This window comes from Halomonas dongshanensis, from assembly GCF_024790395.1.
In the GTDB taxonomy this organism is placed as follows: Bacteria; Pseudomonadota; Gammaproteobacteria; order Pseudomonadales; family Halomonadaceae; genus Vreelandella; species Vreelandella dongshanensis.
Genome location: NZ_JAJISC010000001.1, coordinates 554,611 through 571,360, shown reverse-complemented (window position 1 = coordinate 571,360; position 16,750 = coordinate 554,611). Strand labels below are relative to the sequence as shown.

The 16,750-nt window shown below is 61.5% G+C and carries 19 protein-coding genes and 1 other RNA gene; 13 read left to right on the top strand and 7 right to left on the bottom strand.

Features of this window, described 5'->3' with window-relative positions; genetic code table 11:
• The first annotated feature begins 41 nt into the window (after positions 1 to 41).
• Positions 42 to 515: an outer membrane protein assembly factor BamE gene (locus tag LLY24_RS02635; RefSeq protein ID WP_259034706.1), complete on the top strand. Its 474-nt coding sequence runs from the start codon at positions 42 to 44 to the stop codon at positions 513 to 515.
• A 14-nt stretch (positions 516 to 529) separates the two neighbouring features.
• Here LLY24_RS02635 and LLY24_RS02630 read toward each other — a convergent pair whose 3' ends face one another.
• Both LLY24_RS02630 and LLY24_RS02625 read right to left on the bottom strand, forming a co-directional pair.
• Positions 530 to 847 (bottom strand): RnfH family protein, encoded by a 318-nt coding sequence (locus LLY24_RS02630; protein WP_259034705.1) that lies wholly within the window; start codon positions 845 to 847, stop codon positions 530 to 532.
• Positions 837 to 1,271, bottom strand: a complete 435-nt coding sequence (locus LLY24_RS02625) for a type II toxin-antitoxin system RatA family toxin (protein ID WP_259034704.1) — start codon at positions 1,269 to 1,271, stop codon at positions 837 to 839. The genes LLY24_RS02630 and LLY24_RS02625 overlap by 11 nt, the downstream gene beginning before the upstream one ends.
• 123 nt (positions 1,272 to 1,394) lie before the next feature.
• Here LLY24_RS02625 and smpB point away from each other — a divergent pair, with 123 nt between their 5' ends.
• The 6 genes from smpB to LLY24_RS02595 all read left to right on the top strand — a co-directional run bounded on the left by smpB (position 1,395) and on the right by LLY24_RS02595 (position 6,571).
• Positions 1,395 to 1,886: an SsrA-binding protein SmpB gene (gene smpB / locus LLY24_RS02620; protein ID WP_259034703.1), complete on the top strand. Its 492-nt coding sequence runs from the start codon at positions 1,395 to 1,397 to the stop codon at positions 1,884 to 1,886.
• A 43-nt stretch (positions 1,887 to 1,929) separates the two neighbouring features.
• Positions 1,930 to 2,309, top strand: a transfer-messenger RNA (tmRNA) gene (ssrA, locus tag LLY24_RS02615).
• 249 nt (positions 2,310 to 2,558) lie between these two features.
• On the top strand, positions 2,559 to 2,930 hold the full coding sequence (locus tag LLY24_RS02610) for a hypothetical protein (RefSeq protein ID WP_259034702.1): 372 nt from the start codon (positions 2,559 to 2,561) through the stop codon (positions 2,928 to 2,930).
• A gap of 140 nt (positions 2,931 to 3,070) precedes the next feature.
• Positions 3,071 to 4,462, top strand: a complete 1,392-nt coding sequence (locus LLY24_RS02605) for a YfcC family protein (RefSeq protein ID WP_259034701.1) — start codon at positions 3,071 to 3,073, stop codon at positions 4,460 to 4,462.
• Between the two features lie 202 nt (positions 4,463 to 4,664).
• A complete protein-coding gene (locus tag LLY24_RS02600; RefSeq protein ID WP_259034700.1) occupies positions 4,665 to 5,783 on the top strand; it encodes an alkene reductase in 1,119 nt (372 codons plus the stop codon).
• Between the two features lie 206 nt (positions 5,784 to 5,989).
• Positions 5,990 to 6,571: a cell division protein ZipA C-terminal FtsZ-binding domain-containing protein gene (locus LLY24_RS02595; protein ID WP_259034699.1), complete on the top strand. Its 582-nt coding sequence runs from the start codon at positions 5,990 to 5,992 to the stop codon at positions 6,569 to 6,571.
• On the opposite strand, the gene LLY24_RS02590 is transcribed toward LLY24_RS02595, so the two are convergent.
• From LLY24_RS02590 to LLY24_RS02575, 4 genes are all read right to left on the bottom strand, one after another.
• Complete coding sequence (locus LLY24_RS02590; protein ID WP_259034698.1) at positions 6,564 to 8,159, bottom strand: ABC-F family ATPase; 1,596 nt, start codon at positions 8,157 to 8,159, stop codon at positions 6,564 to 6,566. The genes LLY24_RS02595 and LLY24_RS02590 overlap by 8 nt on opposite strands.
• 74 nt (positions 8,160 to 8,233) lie before the next feature.
• The gene (locus LLY24_RS02585) at positions 8,234 to 9,091 is read right to left on the bottom strand and encodes a sirohydrochlorin chelatase (protein ID WP_259034697.1); all 858 of its coding nucleotides are present in this window, start codon (positions 9,089 to 9,091) and stop codon (positions 8,234 to 8,236) included.
• 69 nt (positions 9,092 to 9,160) lie between these two features.
• A complete protein-coding gene (locus tag LLY24_RS02580) occupies positions 9,161 to 9,688 on the bottom strand; it encodes an HPP family protein (RefSeq protein ID WP_259034696.1) in 528 nt (175 codons plus the stop codon).
• Between the two features lie 141 nt (positions 9,689 to 9,829).
• Entirely contained in the window at positions 9,830 to 10,123 is a 294-nt protein-coding gene (locus LLY24_RS02575; protein ID WP_259034897.1) for a hypothetical protein, read from the bottom strand.
• A 150-nt stretch (positions 10,124 to 10,273) separates the two neighbouring features.
• Between LLY24_RS02575 and LLY24_RS02570 the strand changes: the two genes are divergently transcribed.
• The 6 genes from LLY24_RS02570 to LLY24_RS02545 all read left to right on the top strand — a co-directional run bounded on the left by LLY24_RS02570 (position 10,274) and on the right by LLY24_RS02545 (position 15,926).
• Positions 10,274 to 11,200, top strand: coding sequence for a LysR family transcriptional regulator (locus LLY24_RS02570; protein WP_259034695.1), 927 nt, complete (start codon positions 10,274 to 10,276; stop codon positions 11,198 to 11,200).
• 167 nt (positions 11,201 to 11,367) lie between these two features.
• Positions 11,368 to 12,441 (top strand): TRAP transporter substrate-binding protein DctP, encoded by a 1,074-nt coding sequence (dctP, locus tag LLY24_RS02565; protein WP_259034694.1) that lies wholly within the window; start codon positions 11,368 to 11,370, stop codon positions 12,439 to 12,441.
• 75 nt (positions 12,442 to 12,516) lie between these two features.
• A complete protein-coding gene (locus LLY24_RS02560) occupies positions 12,517 to 13,008 on the top strand; it encodes a TRAP transporter small permease (protein ID WP_259034693.1) in 492 nt (163 codons plus the stop codon).
• Entirely contained in the window at positions 13,005 to 14,282 is a 1,278-nt protein-coding gene (locus tag LLY24_RS02555; protein ID WP_259034692.1) for a TRAP transporter large permease, read from the top strand. The genes LLY24_RS02560 and LLY24_RS02555 overlap by 4 nt, the downstream gene beginning before the upstream one ends.
• A 4-nt stretch (positions 14,283 to 14,286) precedes the next feature.
• Positions 14,287 to 15,060, top strand: coding sequence for a M15 family metallopeptidase (locus LLY24_RS02550; RefSeq protein WP_259034691.1), 774 nt, complete (start codon positions 14,287 to 14,289; stop codon positions 15,058 to 15,060).
• A gap of 107 nt (positions 15,061 to 15,167) precedes the next feature.
• A complete protein-coding gene (locus tag LLY24_RS02545; RefSeq protein ID WP_259034690.1) occupies positions 15,168 to 15,926 on the top strand; it encodes an SDR family NAD(P)-dependent oxidoreductase in 759 nt (252 codons plus the stop codon).
• Here the strand turns inward: LLY24_RS02545 and LLY24_RS02540 are convergent.
• The gene (locus LLY24_RS02540; protein WP_259034689.1) at positions 15,923 to 16,624 is read right to left on the bottom strand and encodes a GntR family transcriptional regulator; all 702 of its coding nucleotides are present in this window, start codon (positions 16,622 to 16,624) and stop codon (positions 15,923 to 15,925) included. The two genes, LLY24_RS02545 and LLY24_RS02540, sit on opposite strands and share 4 nt — an antisense overlap.
• Positions 16,625 to 16,750 lie beyond the last annotated feature (126 nt).

Here is a 16,750-nt window from a genome sequence, read left to right as displayed (position 1 = left end):
GTATTATCGACCGAAACCACGATAGTGAAGAACAGGATCAAATGCAAAAATTGACTCGATTGACACAAATTATCGCGCTCTCCACCACCCTGGTTTTCGCCAGCGGCTGCGTCTACAAGCGGGATATACCTCAGGGTAACCTGGTGACCCAGAGCATGGTGGAGCAGCTTCAGCCCGGCATGACCCAAGATCAGGTGGCCTATGTCATGGGGCGCCCGCTGCTCGAGGCGCCTTTCGATTCTAACCAGTGGGACTACGTTTTCCGTCTGCAAAAAGCCTACGGGGGCGTGGAAGAGCGCCGCGTCACGCTCACCTTCGATCCCTCCGGGCGTCTGGTCAACATAGAACAGCAGGGTGATCTTTCTGAGGCGTTGCCGCTGGATATCGAAAGCAGCGTAGGCCCTGCCGTCGAAGGCGCCGACCCTTACACCGCGCTCCCCGAAGAGAGCACGCTGGTCACGCCGCCCAACGAAGCGCCCGAGCCGACGCAACAGAGCGTTCCGCTTCCGCGCTAACGGTTAGAAAGACGTTACGTCATGCTATCGTCCGCCTGGCGCCGTGCCCGGGCCAGGCGGGCCGCTTTGGGATCGATCTCGAGCGGGCGATAGACCTCGATGCGCTCGCCCTCCTCTACTACGCGGGCCTCAGGATCGCGCAGCGCCTTGCCGAATATCCCCAACGGGGCACTCGCAAAGCTTGCCTCGGGCAACTCAGGAAAGAGGGCAGCCAAGTTCGCCTGTAAAACGGCCTCACGTGCGCTAGTGCCGGGTAACACGGCTAGCGCCACCACACGCTGCTTATGCGGCAGCGCAAAGGCTACCTCGACGGTAATTCGCTCAGCGGCCATAGAGCTGATCGGCACGTTTGACGAATGCATCGACGAGCTGCCCCGCCACTTGGCTAAACAGCTTCCCAAACGCCAGACCCAACAGGCGGCTGGAAAATTCGAACTCCATGTCCAAACTTACTCGGCAGGCGCCCTCGCCCATAGGGATGAAGTGCCAGCGCCCCTGTAACCGCTTGAACGGCCCCTTTACTAGCGAAAGATCGATGCGCTCGGGCGCGTAGAGGTCGTTGCGCGTGGTGACGGTTTGCTCTACACCGGCGCGGCCAAGGGTCAATTCACCGATGAGGTGGTGCTCGTCACGCTCGATCAGGCGCGTACGGCGACAGCCCGGCAAAAAATCGGGGTAGCGCTCGAAATCATTGACGAGATCGAACATCTGCTGGGGAGTGTGCCGCACCAGGGCGGAACGATTGACCGTTGGCATTGAGCTCTCCGCTGACTTCACAGTACCCAAGGCGTATTATGGGAACAATGGCAAAATTCAATGGTATCACGCCTCTCCTCCTCGCGAAGGGAGAAGCCACTGACAGAATGAATACGAGGTTCCATGGCGACGAAAAAAGCGAAGAGCAAGGGCCCGGTCAATAACACCATCGCCCAGAACAAGAAGGCACGCTTCGAATACCACATCAACGAAACGTTCGAAGCGGGCCTTGCGCTCTCCGGCTGGGAAGTGAAAAGCATGCGCGCCGGGAAGGCCCAACTCACCGACACGTACATACTCGTGCGTAACGGCGAGGCTTGGCTTCTAGGCAGCCACATCACGCCGCTCAACACCGCCAGCACCCACGAGCTGGCCGACCCTACGCGCACCCGAAAGCTTTTGCTGCACAAAAAGGAGATCGCCAAGATCTTCTCGGTCACCCAGGACAAAGGCCACACCTGCGTACCGCTCAAGCTCTACTGGAAGCGCAACAAGGTGAAGTGTGAGCTTGCCCTAGTGACCGGTAAGAAACTTCACGACAAACGTGCCACCGAGAAAGACCGCGACTGGACACGTCAGAAAGGACGCATCATGCGGGAACATAACCGCGCCTGACTGGTCAATCATCTTACAGCGCGTTAGAATGGCGCTGACTTAGGGGGGCGACATGGTTTCGACGCCGGTGACAACCCCTGCGGTGCATGCCGAGAGCGAGATGTCTCTCGTAAATACCACATCTCGAAAAATAGTCGCAAACGACGAAAACTACGCTCAAGGCGCGCTGGCAGCCTAAGAACTGCTAGCTTCTTGTCTGGCCCCAAGGCGATGTGCCTGTTCATTGCTGAGGGGATACGAGCTAAAGCTGACAGGACCGCGGTTGGTGGTGTCTTCTCGCCAATCGTCAAACTTTAGAAGGCTCGCGTAGCTGAATCCTGATCGTCGGAGTCAGTGGCGTTAAAGCAAAAGACGAACTCTAAGCATGTAGAGCCAATGGGCGAGTGCTGGCGGACGCGGGTTCAATTCCCGCCGCCTCCACCAACACCTAGCAAAAAAAGCACCTTCGGGTGCTTTTTTTGTGCCTGGTATTTGAATCTCACCTCACTATAGCCGCCACCCGCTTCAAAGATGCACAGCAATGACGAGGCCGTCATAGCAATAAGATACGAAGGCAATTGACAACCCGATGCGGTATCGCTATCGTCCCGATTGAAGTTGCAAATGAGAAACACTTCACAATCATTTGCTAGCTACTCAATTTAGCGGCGTTATCTCACGCGGAGGAGAGCCATGACCAGTGAACAGCGGCAGCTTCGCCAAACGCTTATCTTTTTGCGGACCTCTTTCGAGGCGGTACAGCACTCGATTGCTGGGCGGTTGGACGATCCACTTCCGTGCTGGCTAGATACCGGCATGCTCTCCATGCTGTCGCGAGAACTGCATCGCGTGGCGGCGCAGGGACGTACGCTGTTTACCGTGCCGGTACAGCAGCAGCTTTATATTGCCGACCAGCAGTGCGACCTACTGCTGCGCCAGTGTCCTGGCGTAATGAGCAGCGCCATTTGCCACCGCCAGCTTGGCGCCATTTTGTTGCCGCTCTCGGCGGCCATTGCGAACATCGCCGTGCCTGCCCCCAAGCGCCGTTGGTTCTGGCAACGCTGAGCCGCTTTTCCACATCGCTGGTATGATAGCGCTAGCCTGCAAGCCCGCTTGCAGGTTTTTTTGTGTCGCTCGCTGACACGCCCCTACGAGACGCCCCCTAGGGCGCCACTGCTGAGACACTCTTAATCCAAGGCACTGCCATGACCGACTCCGCTAGCACCCCAGCCGGTGCACCCAAGAAGTGGTACCGCTCGGTACCCGACCCCATGGTCCTGATCTTCATGATCTTGGTGGCCACGTATCTTTTGACCTTCGTCATTCCTGCAGGAGAGTTCGAGCGCGTTGCTCAAAACGGCCGCACCGTGGTCGTGCCGGGCTCCTTCACTTATTTGAGTGATATCGCCCCCATCGTGCCGTTCGATATCTTCGTGGCCATTCCACGCGGCTTGATCAACGCCGCGCAGTATCTGTTCATCGTTTTCATCGCGGGCGGGCTCTTTCATATCCTGCAGAAAACCGGCGCGCTCGAAAATGCCATCGGCGTGGCGGTCAACCGGGTGGGCGTCGAGCGGCGCAATCTCATCATTACCGTTGGCACCTTCATCTATGGCTTTTTTGGCGTCGCCGTGGGCTACGAAAATAACATTGCCCTGGTGCCTATTGCCGTACTGATCGCCAGCGCCATTGGCTGTTCGAGCCTAGTCGGCACCACCATGGCGGTGGGCGGCATCGGCGTTGGGTTTGCGCTCTCGCCAATCAACCCCTACACCGTCGGCGTGGCTCAGGGCATCGCTGAGCTACCCACCTTCTCAGGCGCCTGGCTGCGCACTCTGCTGCTGCTTTGCGCGCTGTCGCTACTCTCGGTGTATATCTGCAAGCGCGTAGTGAAAATGTCGTTTCGCGAGTCGCCCAATGCCGAACGCATGAGCCGCCCGCTGAGCGAGTACTCTCTTAGCGGACGCAACCTCGCCACGCTCATCGCCTTCGTTGGCGGGCTTGGGATTATGCTCTTTGGCGTATTCACGCGCGGCTGGTACATCAACGAGATCGCGGCCATGTTCCTGCTGATGGCCATCGTCATCGGCGCGCTCAATGGCTTATCGGCCAACGGCATCGCCAAACAAATGGTCGAAGGCGCTTCGAGCGTGACTGCAGGTGCCCTGGTGATCGGCCTTGCCGCCTCCATTCAGGTCATACTCAACGACGCCTCGATCATCGATACCATCGTCAACGCACTGAGCGGCCTGCTCGACGGCGTGCCGCCGATGCTTTCGGCCATCATGGCCAGCGTGCTACAAGGCGTGATCAACCTCTTCGTACCCTCGGGCTCGGGTCAGGCGCTGGTCACCATGCCCATCCTGATTCCGGTGGCCGACCTCGTCGGCATGAGCCGTCAGTTAATGATCACTTCCTTCCAGATCGGCGATGGCCTGACCAACCTCATCATTCCTACCTCAGGCGGCATGCTGGCCATGATCGCGCTGGGCCGCGTGACCTACGAGCAGTGGCTCAAGGCCATCCTGCCGTTCATGGGGCTGGTCTACCTGCTCTCCTGGGCAGGCCTGGTGCTAGGGCACCTCGTAGGGTATTGAGCTAAGCTCTGGATAAGAGCTTGAGACAGCCTTTAAGACAGCTTTTGCAACACGCTGACCGCACCACGAGCCTGATCGCAGCATTGATCAGGCCCGTGGCTTTTGTCACTGCTCTGCGCGCTGGCACTTACTAGTAAACTGGTCTATTCTTTTGGCGCTTTCATTCTGCCTATTATCAGGCCCGTCACAAGGAGAGTACCGGATGGCTCACGAGCCGCTTTTCCGCCCCCTCGAGCTAGGCACCCTCAGCCTGCCCAACCGCATCGTCATGGCGCCGCTGACCCGGGCGCGCACGCCCGATAGCGTACCGGGCGAGCTGCAGCAGGCCTACTACGGCCAGCGCGCTGGTTCGGGGTTGATCATCAGCGAAGCCACCAATATTTCGCCTACCGCGCGCGGCTACGTTTACACCCCCGGTATCTGGACCGACGAACAGGAAGCTGGCTGGAAGGACGTCGTCGAAGCCGTACACGCCAAGGGTGGGCGCATCGCGCTACAGCTTTGGCACGTGGGTCGCGTCTCCCACGAAATGGTGCAGCCCGACGGCCAGCAGCCAGTCGCACCAAGCGCGCTGAAGGGCGAAGGCGCTCAGTGCTTCGTCGAGTTCGAAGACGGCAGCGCCGGGCAGCACCCCACCAGCACCCCCAGAGCGCTGGAAACCGACGAGATCGCCGGTGTCGTCGATGACTATCGCCAAGCCGCCCTTCGCGCCAAGCGGGCAGGCTTCGACATGGTCGAAGTGCACGCCGCCAATGCCTACCTGCTCAACCAGTTCCTGGCCACCGGCACCAACCAGCGCACTGATCGCTACGGCGGCTCGATCGAGAACCGCGCCCGCTTCCCGCTGGAGGTGGTCGATGCGGTGATCGAGGTGGTCGGCGCAGGTCGCGTGGGCATTCGCCTCACGCCGTTCATCGAGATTTTCGGCCTGACCGACGACGAGCCCGAGGAGATGGCGCTGTATCTGGCCGACGAGCTCTCCAAGCGGGGCATCGCCTATATCCACCTCAACGAGCCAAACTGGGCCGGGGGCGACAACACCTTCCCGGACGGTTTCCGCGAGCGGATGCGCGAGCGCTTCAATGGCCGATTGATCTACTGCGGCCATTACGATGCCGACAAGGGCGAGGCGTTGCTCGAGAGCGGCAACGGCGATCTGGTGGCGTATGGCCGTCCCTACATCGCCAACCCGGATCTGGTCGAGCGCTTTCGCGTGGGTGCGCCGCTCAACGAGCCGAACCAGGAGACCTTCTACGGGGGCGATGCGACGGGCTATACCGACTACCCCTTTCTCGACAACGGCCACGACCGACTGAAGTAAAATTTGCCTTGCGAAAGGTTATAGACATCTGAAAAAGCAGTCGTTTTTATCGAAGCACCACGCCCGTGGTGCTTTTTTTGTACCCGGATGTCTAAAAATCCTGTTATTTTCGACTACGTTACCTGTTCACGCGTGCAGGGCTGTCGCAGGGGGCACTTGCCCTCGATCGACAGGGTTCGCGTTTGGTGTCTGGCTTGGGGTGATAAATGGATACGATTTCCCTTCCGGTGTGGCTCGCCTTTGTATCGCTGCTGTGCGGGGTGGTGGCGGCGGCGCTGTTCGTTTACGTGGTGCTGCCAAGGCGTCGGCGCGCCAAGGCGCGCAAGGCGCAGGCAGCAATGCCCAAGCCCGCCCCGGCACCGCCGACCGAGCCCGCCCCGCCGCCGGTGCCCGCCGTCAAGGTCAAGCAGCATTCGCTGTTCGTGATCTTCGCCCACCCGGACGCTACCACCGACGAGCGGCTCACCGAGTGGCTGCGCGGCAAGAACGCCCGCTTCGACCCGCTCAAGAAGGTCTTTCTGATCGACGGCCAGCAGCGCTCGAACCCCGTCACCCTGGCCAACGCCTTTCCTCCCGGCGAGATGCCGGATCTACTGCGTGGCGAGTCCCACGCGCCGATTCGCGGCGTGAGCCTGCTGGTCAAGCCCCCCTTGCACAAGCGGCGCAACCAGCAGATGCACGTCTACGTGGCGCTGGCCAAGGAGCTCAACGACGCCTTCAAGGGCGACATGCTCGATGGCGAGCAGAACCCCGCCACCGACACGACCTACCAGCAGATCCTCAGCTAGCCAGCACGCCCTGGCTTCGCAGGTAGTCGTCGTAGCTGCCGCTGAAGTCGACGATGCCTTCCGGCTGCATGTCGATGATGCGGGTGGCAAGGCTCGAGACGAACTCGCGGTCGTGGCTGACGAACAGCAGCGTGCCAGGGTAGTTCTCGAGCGCCAGGTTGAGCGCCTCGATCGACTCCATGTCCAGGTGGTTGGTGGGCTCGTCCATCAGCAGCACGTTGGGGTTGGTGAGCGTCAGCTTGCCGAACAGCATCCGCCCCTGCTCGCCACCGGAGATGACCTTCACCGACTTATTGATGTCGTCGCTGGAGAACAGCATCCGCCCGAGCGCCCCGCGCACCACCTGCTCGCCGCCCTTGGTCCACTGCCCCATCCACTCGAACAGCGTCGCGTCTTCGGCGAAGTCGGCGCCGTGGTCCTGGGCGAACACGCCAAGCTCGGCGGCGTCGGTCCACTTCACTTCACCCTTTAGCGGTGCCAGATCGCCGGCCAAGGTCTTCAACAGCGTGGTCTTGCCGATACCGTTGGGGCCGATGATGGCGATGCGCTCGCCGGCTTCCACGACCATCGAGAAGCGCTCGAACAGCGGCGGATTGCCCTCGAACCCTTGGCTGATCGCCTCGACGCTGACCGCATTACGGTGAATCTTCTTGTTCTGATCGAAGCGGATGAACGGGCTCACCCGGCTCGAGGGCTTGATCTCCTCGAGCTTGATCTTGTCAATCTGGCGCGCCCGGGAGGTCGCCTGCTTGGCCTTGGAGGCGTTGGCGGAGAAGCGGCTGACGAACTGCTGAAGCTCGGCGATCTGCGCCTTCTTCTTGGCGTTGTCGGCGTGCTGGCGCTCGCGGGCGGCAGTGGCGGCGGTCATGTACTCGTCGTAGTTGCCGGGGAACAGGGTGATCTCGCCGTAGTCGAGATCCGCCATGTGGGTGCAGACGCTGTTCAGGAAGTGGCGGTCGTGGGAGATGATCACCATGGTGCTGCTGCGCGCCTTGAGGATCTCCTCGAGCCAGCGGATGGTGTTGATGTCCAGGTGGTTGGTCGGCTCGTCGAGCAGCAGCACGTCCGGGTCGGAGAACAGCGCCTGGGCGAGCAGCACGCGCAGTTTCCAGCCCGGCGCCACTTCACTCATGGGGCCGAAGTGCTGCTCGAGCGGAATGCCTAAGCCCAGCAGCAGCTCGCCGGCGCGGGCCTCGGCGGTGTAGCCGTCGAGCTCGGCGAAGCGCACCTCGAGATCCGCCACCGCCATGCCATCCTCTTCGCTCATCTCCGGCAAGGCGTAGATGCGCTCGCGCTCCGCCGCCACCTGCCACAGCTCGACGTTGCCCATGATGACGGTGTCGATCACCCGTTCGCTCTCGAAGGCGAACTGGTCCTGGCGCAGCTTGCCAAGGCGAGTGCTGCTGTCGAGCATCACCTGGCCCGACGAGGGCTCGAGCTCGCCGCCGAGAATCTTCATGAAGGTGGACTTGCCGCAGCCGTTGGCGCCGATCAACCCGTAGCGGTTGCCGTTGTTGAATTTGACCGAGACGTTCTCGAACAGGGGCTTGGCCCCGAACTGCATGGTGATGTTGGCGGTGGCGATCACGAAAGGGCCCTGGTCGGCAAAATGAATGGCAGGTGCAAGGGGCGCGATTCTACGCGCTCTTCGCCCTCATGGCATCACTTCGCCGCCTCGCCTGCAGGCATCTGGAGCAGAAAGCGCTGATGCGCCAGCGCCTGCTTGGCGCGCGTGTGCAAGAGCGCGACGATATCGAGATGCTCACCGACCAGGCGCGTGGGCAATACGCGTAGCGTCTCGCGCTTGACCATGGCCGCCTGGCAGATGTGAGCGATGTCGCCACCCGGCCCGGCGTGGCGACCCGGCGAGAGAAAGAGCATCGCCAGCACCACCGGGCCATCGATCTCGGGCGTCGCCAGCAGGGTTTCCAGCAGCGGCTCGTTGAAGCGATACGCCTCGCCCTCCCGCCGCTCCATGGAGGCCGCAACGACGAAGCGCACCTGATCTCCCAGCAGCGCGCTTAGCTGCCCGGCCACGCGGTTACGCACCGCTGTCACCTCGGGAATCGGTGAGCCATGGTCGACCAGGATCACCCCGCAGCACTCGCTGGGCAGCGTCGCGCGCACATTATCGGCCAAGAGCTCGGCCAAACGCAGGTCGTTATCGCCATACTCATCGATCAGCGGCATCGCCACGGTAACGGGCACCTGAGGAAAGCGTGCCTGTAGCGCGCCCAAACGCTCGGGAAGGTAGTCGGTGAGTGCCCGGCTGGCGCCGAAGAATAGCGGCACCACGATGATCTCCTGCGCGCCCACCTCGGCGGCGCGCTCGGCGGCAGGCCCAAGGGTCGCCGCTGCCACGCCATCGAGCTCTTCACTGGGGATCTTGTTGGCGTGCAACAGCGAGGCCGCCTGCACCTCTTCGCCCAAGCGCTCACTCAATAGCACCGCAAGACGGCGCAGATTGAACACGGCCGCTGCACGCAGTGACCCGTTATCGACGAGGAAGATGGCACGCATGACGGCTCCTGGAGGATCGATACTGCCCATGGTAGCCAATCGCACAACGTCCATCGAGTCGTATCACGACTACCAGTGACGCGGATAGCGGCGGTGGCGCGCCAGATTATTTACCAGCATGGCAATGAAGACCATTAGCGCGCAGCCCATGCCGATGGGCAATAGCGGGTACCACCAGCCAAGTTCGTGAACGCCCTCGCCGCCGGCCACGGCGATCAGCGCGGCCGCCGCGCCTGGAGGATGCACCGAGTGGGTCAACTGCATGACCAGGATCGACAGCGATACGGCCAGCGCCATGGAGAACGGCGTCGCCCCAAAGCCGTAGTAGCAGCCCACGCCAATGGCAGCCGACAGCACGCTGCCGAGCATGACGTTGCGCGGCTGAGCAAAGGGGCTTTCGGGCGCAGCGTAGATGAGTACCGAGGTGGCACCGAAGGAGCCAACGATGAGCAGTTGATGCGATAGCCAGCCTGCGCTCAGCCAACAGATGGCCGCCATGCCGCTAAACGCGCCGATCCACGACCACAGCGCATCTTGCCACCCGACCTGCTGGCGCTGAATGCGCTCGCCTCGCATCTTGCCCAGATAACTCTTCATCGACCTCTGCTCACTCCCTGCTGAACGCACCAAAGAAGAGCGCAATGATGGCAAAATGCACCAAATAGGCAAATGATAAATAAATCTAGCGTTATAAAAAGCCAATCGCTTATGCAGTTGCAGTTAGCATAGAGACCGACGTTACATCAGCAGCCAAGAGAGCACTAAAAGCCCCAGGCCAATGCGTACGAGGGCACCCAAGAACGCACCGCGCAAAAGCGCTCGAATACCGCGCCACAAGAGCCATAGGCCGACCAGCAATACCAGCAGGGAAAAGAAGGAAGCGTTGATACCCAGCGAGCGGCTCAGACCATCAACGAAGGACTCCAGCGCGCCGAAGAAGTTGGTGAAGATCGCCAGTAGAAACTCCACTACCGTGCGAATGACGTCGCCGATGGTTTCACCGATGGACTCGAAGAACCCCTGTGCCTGCATGAGCGCATACCCGACCGAGAGAAGAGCTAGCATTGTCGACCAAATCCCCCTGAAGGGCAAAGCGAGGCTTTTTTCCCGGTAGTTCAAGCTTTTGCCTTTATCAGGCTCTGATAAACTTAGCGTTTACCAGCGTCCAGCCTCGATATTGCCATGCTCAATCAGCGTGCTCTGATCTATCTCAATGAAGTGATTCGTCGCGGCTCCCTGCGCCGGGCGGCAGCGCATCTGGACGTCGACCCTTCGGCGCTGAGCCGCCAGATCAAAGCGTTAGAGGAAGAGCTGGGAACGCCGCTGTGCGAGCGCCACGGCGGCGGCATGCGTGCCACCGCCGCTGGCAAGCTCCTGGCGCAGCACTTTCACGCCCAGCGCGCTCAAGAAGAAGCCGTGCGCTCACAGCTCATGGCGCTACAGGGCATGGCGCAAGGCGAAGTACGCATCGCCGTGGGTGAAGGTTACATCGCCGACCTGATTGCCGAGCCGCTAGGCGTCTTCATGACCACTTTCGAGGGTATCGACGTCGAGATCCGTATGGCCGGGGTCAACGAGGCCATGTCGCTGCTCAAGGATCGTGAAGTGGACCTCGCCCTGCTCTATGCCCCGCCGGTCGACCCACAGCTGCGTTGTCACGTCGAGACCCGTCAGCCGCTCGATCTCATCGTTCCCCCTGGCCACCCTCTGTGCGCGCTAGAGCGGCCGATTGGCCTGCACGACCTGCGCGGTTGGCCGCTGGGGCTGATGGACAACCCCTTCGGCATGCGCCAGATGGTCAATATGGTCGCTCACCTCGAGCGCGTGCATCTCGATGCGCGACTGCACACCAACTCGGTGTCGGTCCTCAAGAACTTCGTGCGCTCGGGTATTGGTGTCACCTTCATGCCCGAGCTTACCGTCATCGACGAGATTCGCCGCGGAGAGATCGCGGCCCTGCCGATGAAATATACGCTGTTGAACCGCGCTCGCGCGCAGATCGTAAGCCTTCACGGTCAAGAGCTGACCGTCGCTGCCACTACCTGCGTCGAGCATTTACACAATGGAATGCGGTTTTTCTCAGCGGATGCCCCGAGACTGCTGCGTTGATGGCGTCGACATGCCTCCCTAGCGAAACGAAAGGCGTTGTTATTAAAGCAACGCTTTGGGTATTGCATAGTCAACGCCTCAATGCATAGTCTCCAAAGCATAACGATAGACGGCTGTCATTTCGGCTACCCGTCGTCATAAAAAAGTAACGCAAGGAGATGTGCACCATGATTCGTTTTTCCCCCAAGACACTGACGGCAGCCTGCCTGCTGGGCTCTGCCCTGCTGAGCGGCTCGGCGCTGGCGACCACCACCATCAATCTAAGCTATAACGGCGCGCCAGACCCCGAAAAGAACGCGGTGCACGTCTTTGCCAACAATCTCAAGGAGCTGGTCGCCGAGAAGACCGACCACGAGGTAGAGCTGCGTCTTTTCCCCAACAGCATGCTGGGTAGCGAAGAGGACCGCATGGAGCAGACCATGAGCACACCGATGCTCAACATTGCCTCCTTCGCGGGTATCTCACCGCTTGCCGATGAAATATTCGTTAGCGCCATTCCGTTTCTGTTCGAAGATTTCGATGCTGCACGGACGTTCTTCGACGAAGGCGAGTACTGGCAAACATTGAGCAGCGAGCTGAGCGAGCGTGCCGGTGTGGACATGCTCGCCGTGGTCGAAGAGGGCGGCTTCCTCGCCTTCACCAACAGCAAGCGTCCGATTCAGCGCCCCGAAGACTTCGAAGGCCTGCGCTTTCGCGCCATGGACCCAAGCCAGGTAGCGCTGTATGAAGCCTTTGGCGCCTCCGGCACGCCGATTCCCTGGACCGAGACCTACATGGCCCTGCGCACGGGCGTGGCCGACGGCCAGATGAACCCGCCGATGTACATCATCCTGGCGAGTCTCTACGAAGTGCAGAACTACCTGACGCTGGCCAACATCCAGTACTCCGACCAGTTCCTGGTGGGTAACAGCGAGATGATCGCCAGTTGGGACGACGAAACGCGCAACGCCATCATGGAAGCCGTCGCCGAGGCCAACCACAACGCCCGTGAAGCTAACCAGGCGCAGGTCGAATCGCGTATCGCCTACCTCGAAGCGGAAGGCATGGAAGTGATTCGCCCCAGCCACGAAGACCTGGAAGCGTTTCGTAGCGTTGGCCAGCCCGCCTACATGGAGTGGCTCGCCGAGCGCGGTATCGAACAGCGCTGGATCGACATGGCGCTGGAAGACGTCGGCGCGGGTACGGAAGAGAATACCGGAGAGAGTACCGGAGAGAGTATCGGAGAGAGCACCGACGACTGATAGCGCGTCGCTGACCTGAACCGGGGCCGATTTTGATCGGCCCCTTTCCTTCGTGCCCTGCACCAGGAGCGCTCCATGCTCACCCCCCTTCGCGCCCAGCTGTTAGCGATCAGTCGTCCAGTAACGCTGTCGCTTGCTGGTCTTGCCCTTGGCATCAACGTTGGCGCCATTCTCTACGGCGTGTTCATGCGCTACGTCGCCGGTGGCGCGCCCATCTGGACCGATGAGCTGTCGCGCTACTTGATCATCACCACGGTCATGCTGGCGGCGGGCGCCGTCTGGGTCGAAGGCGGCCACATGCGCGTAGGCCTGCTCGAACGTTTACTGCCCACGCCACTTGCCAGACTGCTCAATGTCTATCAGTGGCTGCTGACGCTCGCCATCGCCGTGGGCGGCGCCTGGGTCAGCTATCGCTATGCGCTCTCGGTCGGCATGTTCAAGACCTCGGGGCTGGGTTTGAGCCGTTCACTGCCGCTGCAAGCGCTTACCGTGGGCTTCGCCCTGCTGGCCTGGCACGCACTGCTGTACGGGCCCGCGCCGCTCAAGACCCAGGAGGAGACCCTATGACCCTGACCATGCTGGCCGTTTTTCTCGGCCATGTGCTGCTGGGCTTGCCGCTGTTCATTGCCCTGCTGGTGACGGCGCTGGTGGGCTTTCTTTTCGTCGACCCCTCGATGATTCCGCGCATGCTGCCGCAGCAGTTCTTCGGCGGCATCGACGCCTTCTCGCTAATGGCCATTCCGCTGTTCATCTTCGCCGGTAACCTGATGAACGCAAGCGGTTTGACCGAGCGGCTGATGGGGCTTGCGCGCCTGCTCGTCGGCCACCTGCGCGGCGGCATGGGCCACGTTAACGTGGTCTCCAGCGTGTTCTTCGCCGGAGTCAACGGCTCGGCGGTGGCCGATACCTCAGCGCTCGGCTCGCTTTTGGTTCCGGCGATGGAGAAAGAGGGCTATTCGCGCGCCTTCGCTGCCGGACTCACGGCAGGAAGCTCCTTGATCGGGCCGATCATCCCGCCCAGCATCTTCATGATTCTCTACGCCTCGCTGACCAATACCTCGGTGGGCGATCTGTTTCTAGCCGGGATCATCCCAGGGCTCCTACTGGGTCTGGCCTTCATGGGGATGAACGCTTGGTACGCCTGGCGCCACCGGCTTCCCAAAAGCGGCCGCTTGCCGTCGCTTGCCCAGCTTGGCGTGGCGTTCGTCGCCGCTCTGCCCGCCTTGGTGGCACCGTTCATCATCGTTGCCGGTATCGTGCTGGGCATCGTCACGCCCACCGAATCGGGCGCGCTCACGGCACTCTACGTGGCGCTATGCGGTGTGGTACTGGGCGGGCTTCGCTTGCGCCACTGCTGGCGCGCGCTGGTCGATACCGCACGGCTGACCTCGGCGATCTTTCTCATCATGGCAGCCTCCTCGACCATCAGTTGGCTGCTCTCCTACGCTCAGGTGCCGATGCAGTTCGTCTCGCTGCTCTCACCCTACATCGATAGTCCCATCATCATCTTGCTGCTGCTTAGCGCCATCACCTTCGTTACCGGCATGTTCATGGAGGAGGTATCGGCGTTGATGCTGCTCACACCGATCTTTGCGCCGGTGGCGATGATGGCGGGCGTGGACCCGGTGCATCTGGGCGTGATCATTACGCTGAACATCACCATTGCGTTGATCACCCCGCCGCTCGGTGCCTGCGTGTTCGTCGCCGCAGCCGTCAGCCGCCTGGAGATCGTCGCGCTGTTCAAGACCATTTGGCCCTTCGTGCTGACCGCCATCGCGGTGCTGTTACTGTTGATCGTATTCCCCGGCCTGGCCCTGTGGCTGCCTGCCTACCTTGGATGAACCAATGTCCTCAAGCGCTACCCCTTTATTCGACACTACCGACCTGCCCGCCATTCCCTCTCGGGCAGCGCCCGATTGGGCGGCGCTGCGGCGCCTGCCCATCGCCGACAACGGCGAGCGCCTGCTGCCGATGAGCTTGGCCAGCGCCCCCGTGCGTGTCTTTCCCGCCTATGCACGGCTGGGCATTCCCGGCGCGGTGGGCGAGTGTTTCGTGCGTGAAGGGGTCTTTCGTGCGCTGGTCGCAGCGGCGCGTCAGTTGCCCGCCGGGCTTGGCCTCATCGTCATCGACGGCTGGCGCCCCTGGCGCGTACAGCAGTACCTGTTCGAGACCCTGCAGGCGGCGATCAAACACCGCCACCCCGACCTCGACGAGGCTCAACTGCTCGAGCGCACGCGCGAGTTCGTCTCCATTCCCAGCCGCGAGCCTACCGCACCGAGCCCGCACCTCACCGGCGGCGCAGTAGACGTCACCCTGTGCGATGCCGATGGCGTGCCGCTTGACATGGGGACGCTGTTCGACGAGGCGCTGCCCGCCTCTCACACCGATCACTTCGAACGCCAAGAAAACCTCACCGTCGCCGAGCGCCAGGCGCGCGACAACCGCCGCCTGCTCTACCGCATCATGTGCGACCAAGGCTTCACCAACCTGCCCAGCGAATGGTGGCATTTCGACTTTGGCGACCAGCTCTGGGGCCACTATAGCGGCCAGGCGAGCGTGCCTTACGGCCCCACCGAGCCCGATACCATCGAGAATCGCTGGCGCCGCCAACTGGGCTGAGACCTAAAAGCGAGGCATCGCCGCTCGCAAACCCTTCATTCGAAGCGCCCAAACAGGCTACATTAGAGCGCTATGCGCTCACCCATGTAGCCTCAAGGAGACAATCGATGCCCAGCGTTTTGATTACCGGTGCCACTTCCGGCTTTGGCAAGGCCGCCGCCCAGCGTTTCGCCCAAGCGGGCTGGTCGCTGATACTCACCGGACGGCGTAAGGAGCGTTTGGACGCCCTCGAAAAGGAGCTTGCTGCCAAGGTGCCGGTGCTCACTCTCGCCCTCGACGTACGCGATAGCGACGCCGTGGCGCGCGAGCTGGGCAACCTCCCCGATGCCTTCTTGCCGCTGACCTGCCTGATCAACAACGCAGGGCTTGCCCTGGCGCCAGAGCCAGCGCAAAAAGTGGCGCTCGAAGACTGGCACACCATGATCGACACTAACGTCACGGGGCTGGTCAACGTCACCCACGCGGCCCTACCGCTTTTGCTTGAGCACGGCGCGGGAGCGAGCATTCTCAACCTGGGCTCAGTGGCCGGGCAGTGGCCCTACCCGGGCGGTCACGTCTACGGTGCGACCAAGGCGTTCGTTCAGCAGTTCGGTTACAACCTGCGCTGCGATCTGTTGGGCACCGGCGTGCGGGTCACCGATCTTGCGCCCGGCATGGCCGAAACCGAGTTCACCCTGGTGCGCACCAAAGGTAACCAAGCGGCATCGGATGCCCTCTACAGCGGCACTACGCCGCTTCAGGCCGAGGACATCGCCGAGCAGCTCTTCTATCTCGCCACGCTGCCTGCGCATATCAACATCAACCGCCTCGAAATCATGCCGGTGCGCCAAGCGTGGTCGCCTTTCGCCGTCGACCGCGACGCCTAGGCCCGCTTTAGCTGATTGACCGATGCGACCAGATCGTTGAACCGCTCGCCCTGGATCATGACGTGATCGCGTAGACGCTGCTCGGCAAGGGCAGCGTCACCGGCCGCAATGGCCGCAACGATCGCCTCGTGTTCGGTAAAGGAGCTCTCCAGACGCAACCTTACCTGCAGCTGTAGCCGCCGATAGGGTTGCAGCACCGCGTGCAGGCGTGAAGCCTCCTGAATCAGAAACTGATTGTGGGTGGCGGCGTAGATGCGGTGATGAAAGACACTGTTCTCGTAGTAATAGCCGTTGCTGTCCCCCGCCTCGACCCGCGCCCGGCAGGCCTCATGCGCCTGACGCAGTAGGGCGAGCTCGTCCACGTCGATACGCCGGGCGGCCAGGCGGCCGCAGAGCGCTTCGAGCTCGGCCATCACTTCGAAGCGCTCGACCAGCTCAGCCACGCTAAGTTGAGTGACGAAGGTGCCACGCTTGGGCACGACCTGCACCATCCCCGACATGGCAAGCTGCTGGATCGCCTCGCGAATGGGCGTGCGCGAGCATTCGTATTCGCGCGCCAGGGCATCGGGGTCGAGCCGCGCGCCCGGCATGAAACGTCCTTCGACGATGGCATCCTCGAGCAAATCGCGCAGCCGCTGGGCCTGGGATACCTTGGCGCTGGCGGCCGATTTAGCGCTTTTTGCTAGCGTCTTCGCCATATGTCTACCCCTCCCCACCTTGACGGTAATATCGCAAAACCCTATTTGTTATATATAACACCGCGCAGTGTTAAATTCTTCTGTACCGATATCAACGACAATAACCCACGAGCGGCGACCGCTGCC

Excerpts from the sequence above, each read along its gene's own strand:
- LLY24_RS02635 (WP_259034706.1), top strand. The coding sequence starts at position 42 with ATGCAAAAATTGACTCGATTGACACAAATTATCGCGCTCTCCACCACC.
- LLY24_RS02630 (WP_259034705.1), bottom strand. The coding sequence starts at position 847 with ATGGCCGCTGAGCGAATTACCGTCGAGGTAGCCTTTGCGCTGCCGCAT.
- LLY24_RS02625 (WP_259034704.1), bottom strand. The coding sequence starts at position 1,271 with ATGCCAACGGTCAATCGTTCCGCCCTGGTGCGGCACACTCCCCAGCAG.
- smpB (WP_259034703.1), top strand. The coding sequence starts at position 1,395 with ATGGCGACGAAAAAAGCGAAGAGCAAGGGCCCGGTCAATAACACCATC.
- LLY24_RS02610 (WP_259034702.1), top strand. The coding sequence starts at position 2,559 with ATGACCAGTGAACAGCGGCAGCTTCGCCAAACGCTTATCTTTTTGCGG.
- LLY24_RS02605 (WP_259034701.1), top strand. The coding sequence starts at position 3,071 with ATGACCGACTCCGCTAGCACCCCAGCCGGTGCACCCAAGAAGTGGTAC.
- LLY24_RS02600 (WP_259034700.1), top strand. The coding sequence starts at position 4,665 with ATGGCTCACGAGCCGCTTTTCCGCCCCCTCGAGCTAGGCACCCTCAGC.
- LLY24_RS02595 (WP_259034699.1), top strand. The coding sequence starts at position 5,990 with ATGGATACGATTTCCCTTCCGGTGTGGCTCGCCTTTGTATCGCTGCTG.
- LLY24_RS02585 (WP_259034697.1), bottom strand. The coding sequence starts at position 9,091 with ATGCGTGCCATCTTCCTCGTCGATAACGGGTCACTGCGTGCAGCGGCC.
- LLY24_RS02580 (WP_259034696.1), bottom strand. The coding sequence starts at position 9,688 with ATGAAGAGTTATCTGGGCAAGATGCGAGGCGAGCGCATTCAGCGCCAG.
- LLY24_RS02575 (WP_259034897.1), bottom strand. The coding sequence starts at position 10,123 with ATGCAGGCACAGGGGTTCTTCGAGTCCATCGGTGAAACCATCGGCGAC.
- LLY24_RS02570 (WP_259034695.1), top strand. The coding sequence starts at position 10,274 with ATGCTCAATCAGCGTGCTCTGATCTATCTCAATGAAGTGATTCGTCGC.
- dctP (WP_259034694.1), top strand. The coding sequence starts at position 11,368 with ATGATTCGTTTTTCCCCCAAGACACTGACGGCAGCCTGCCTGCTGGGC.
- LLY24_RS02560 (WP_259034693.1), top strand. The coding sequence starts at position 12,517 with ATGCTCACCCCCCTTCGCGCCCAGCTGTTAGCGATCAGTCGTCCAGTA.
- LLY24_RS02555 (WP_259034692.1), top strand. The coding sequence starts at position 13,005 with ATGACCCTGACCATGCTGGCCGTTTTTCTCGGCCATGTGCTGCTGGGC.
- LLY24_RS02550 (WP_259034691.1), top strand. The coding sequence starts at position 14,287 with ATGTCCTCAAGCGCTACCCCTTTATTCGACACTACCGACCTGCCCGCC.
- LLY24_RS02545 (WP_259034690.1), top strand. The coding sequence starts at position 15,168 with ATGCCCAGCGTTTTGATTACCGGTGCCACTTCCGGCTTTGGCAAGGCC.
- LLY24_RS02540 (WP_259034689.1), bottom strand. The coding sequence starts at position 16,624 with ATGGCGAAGACGCTAGCAAAAAGCGCTAAATCGGCCGCCAGCGCCAAG.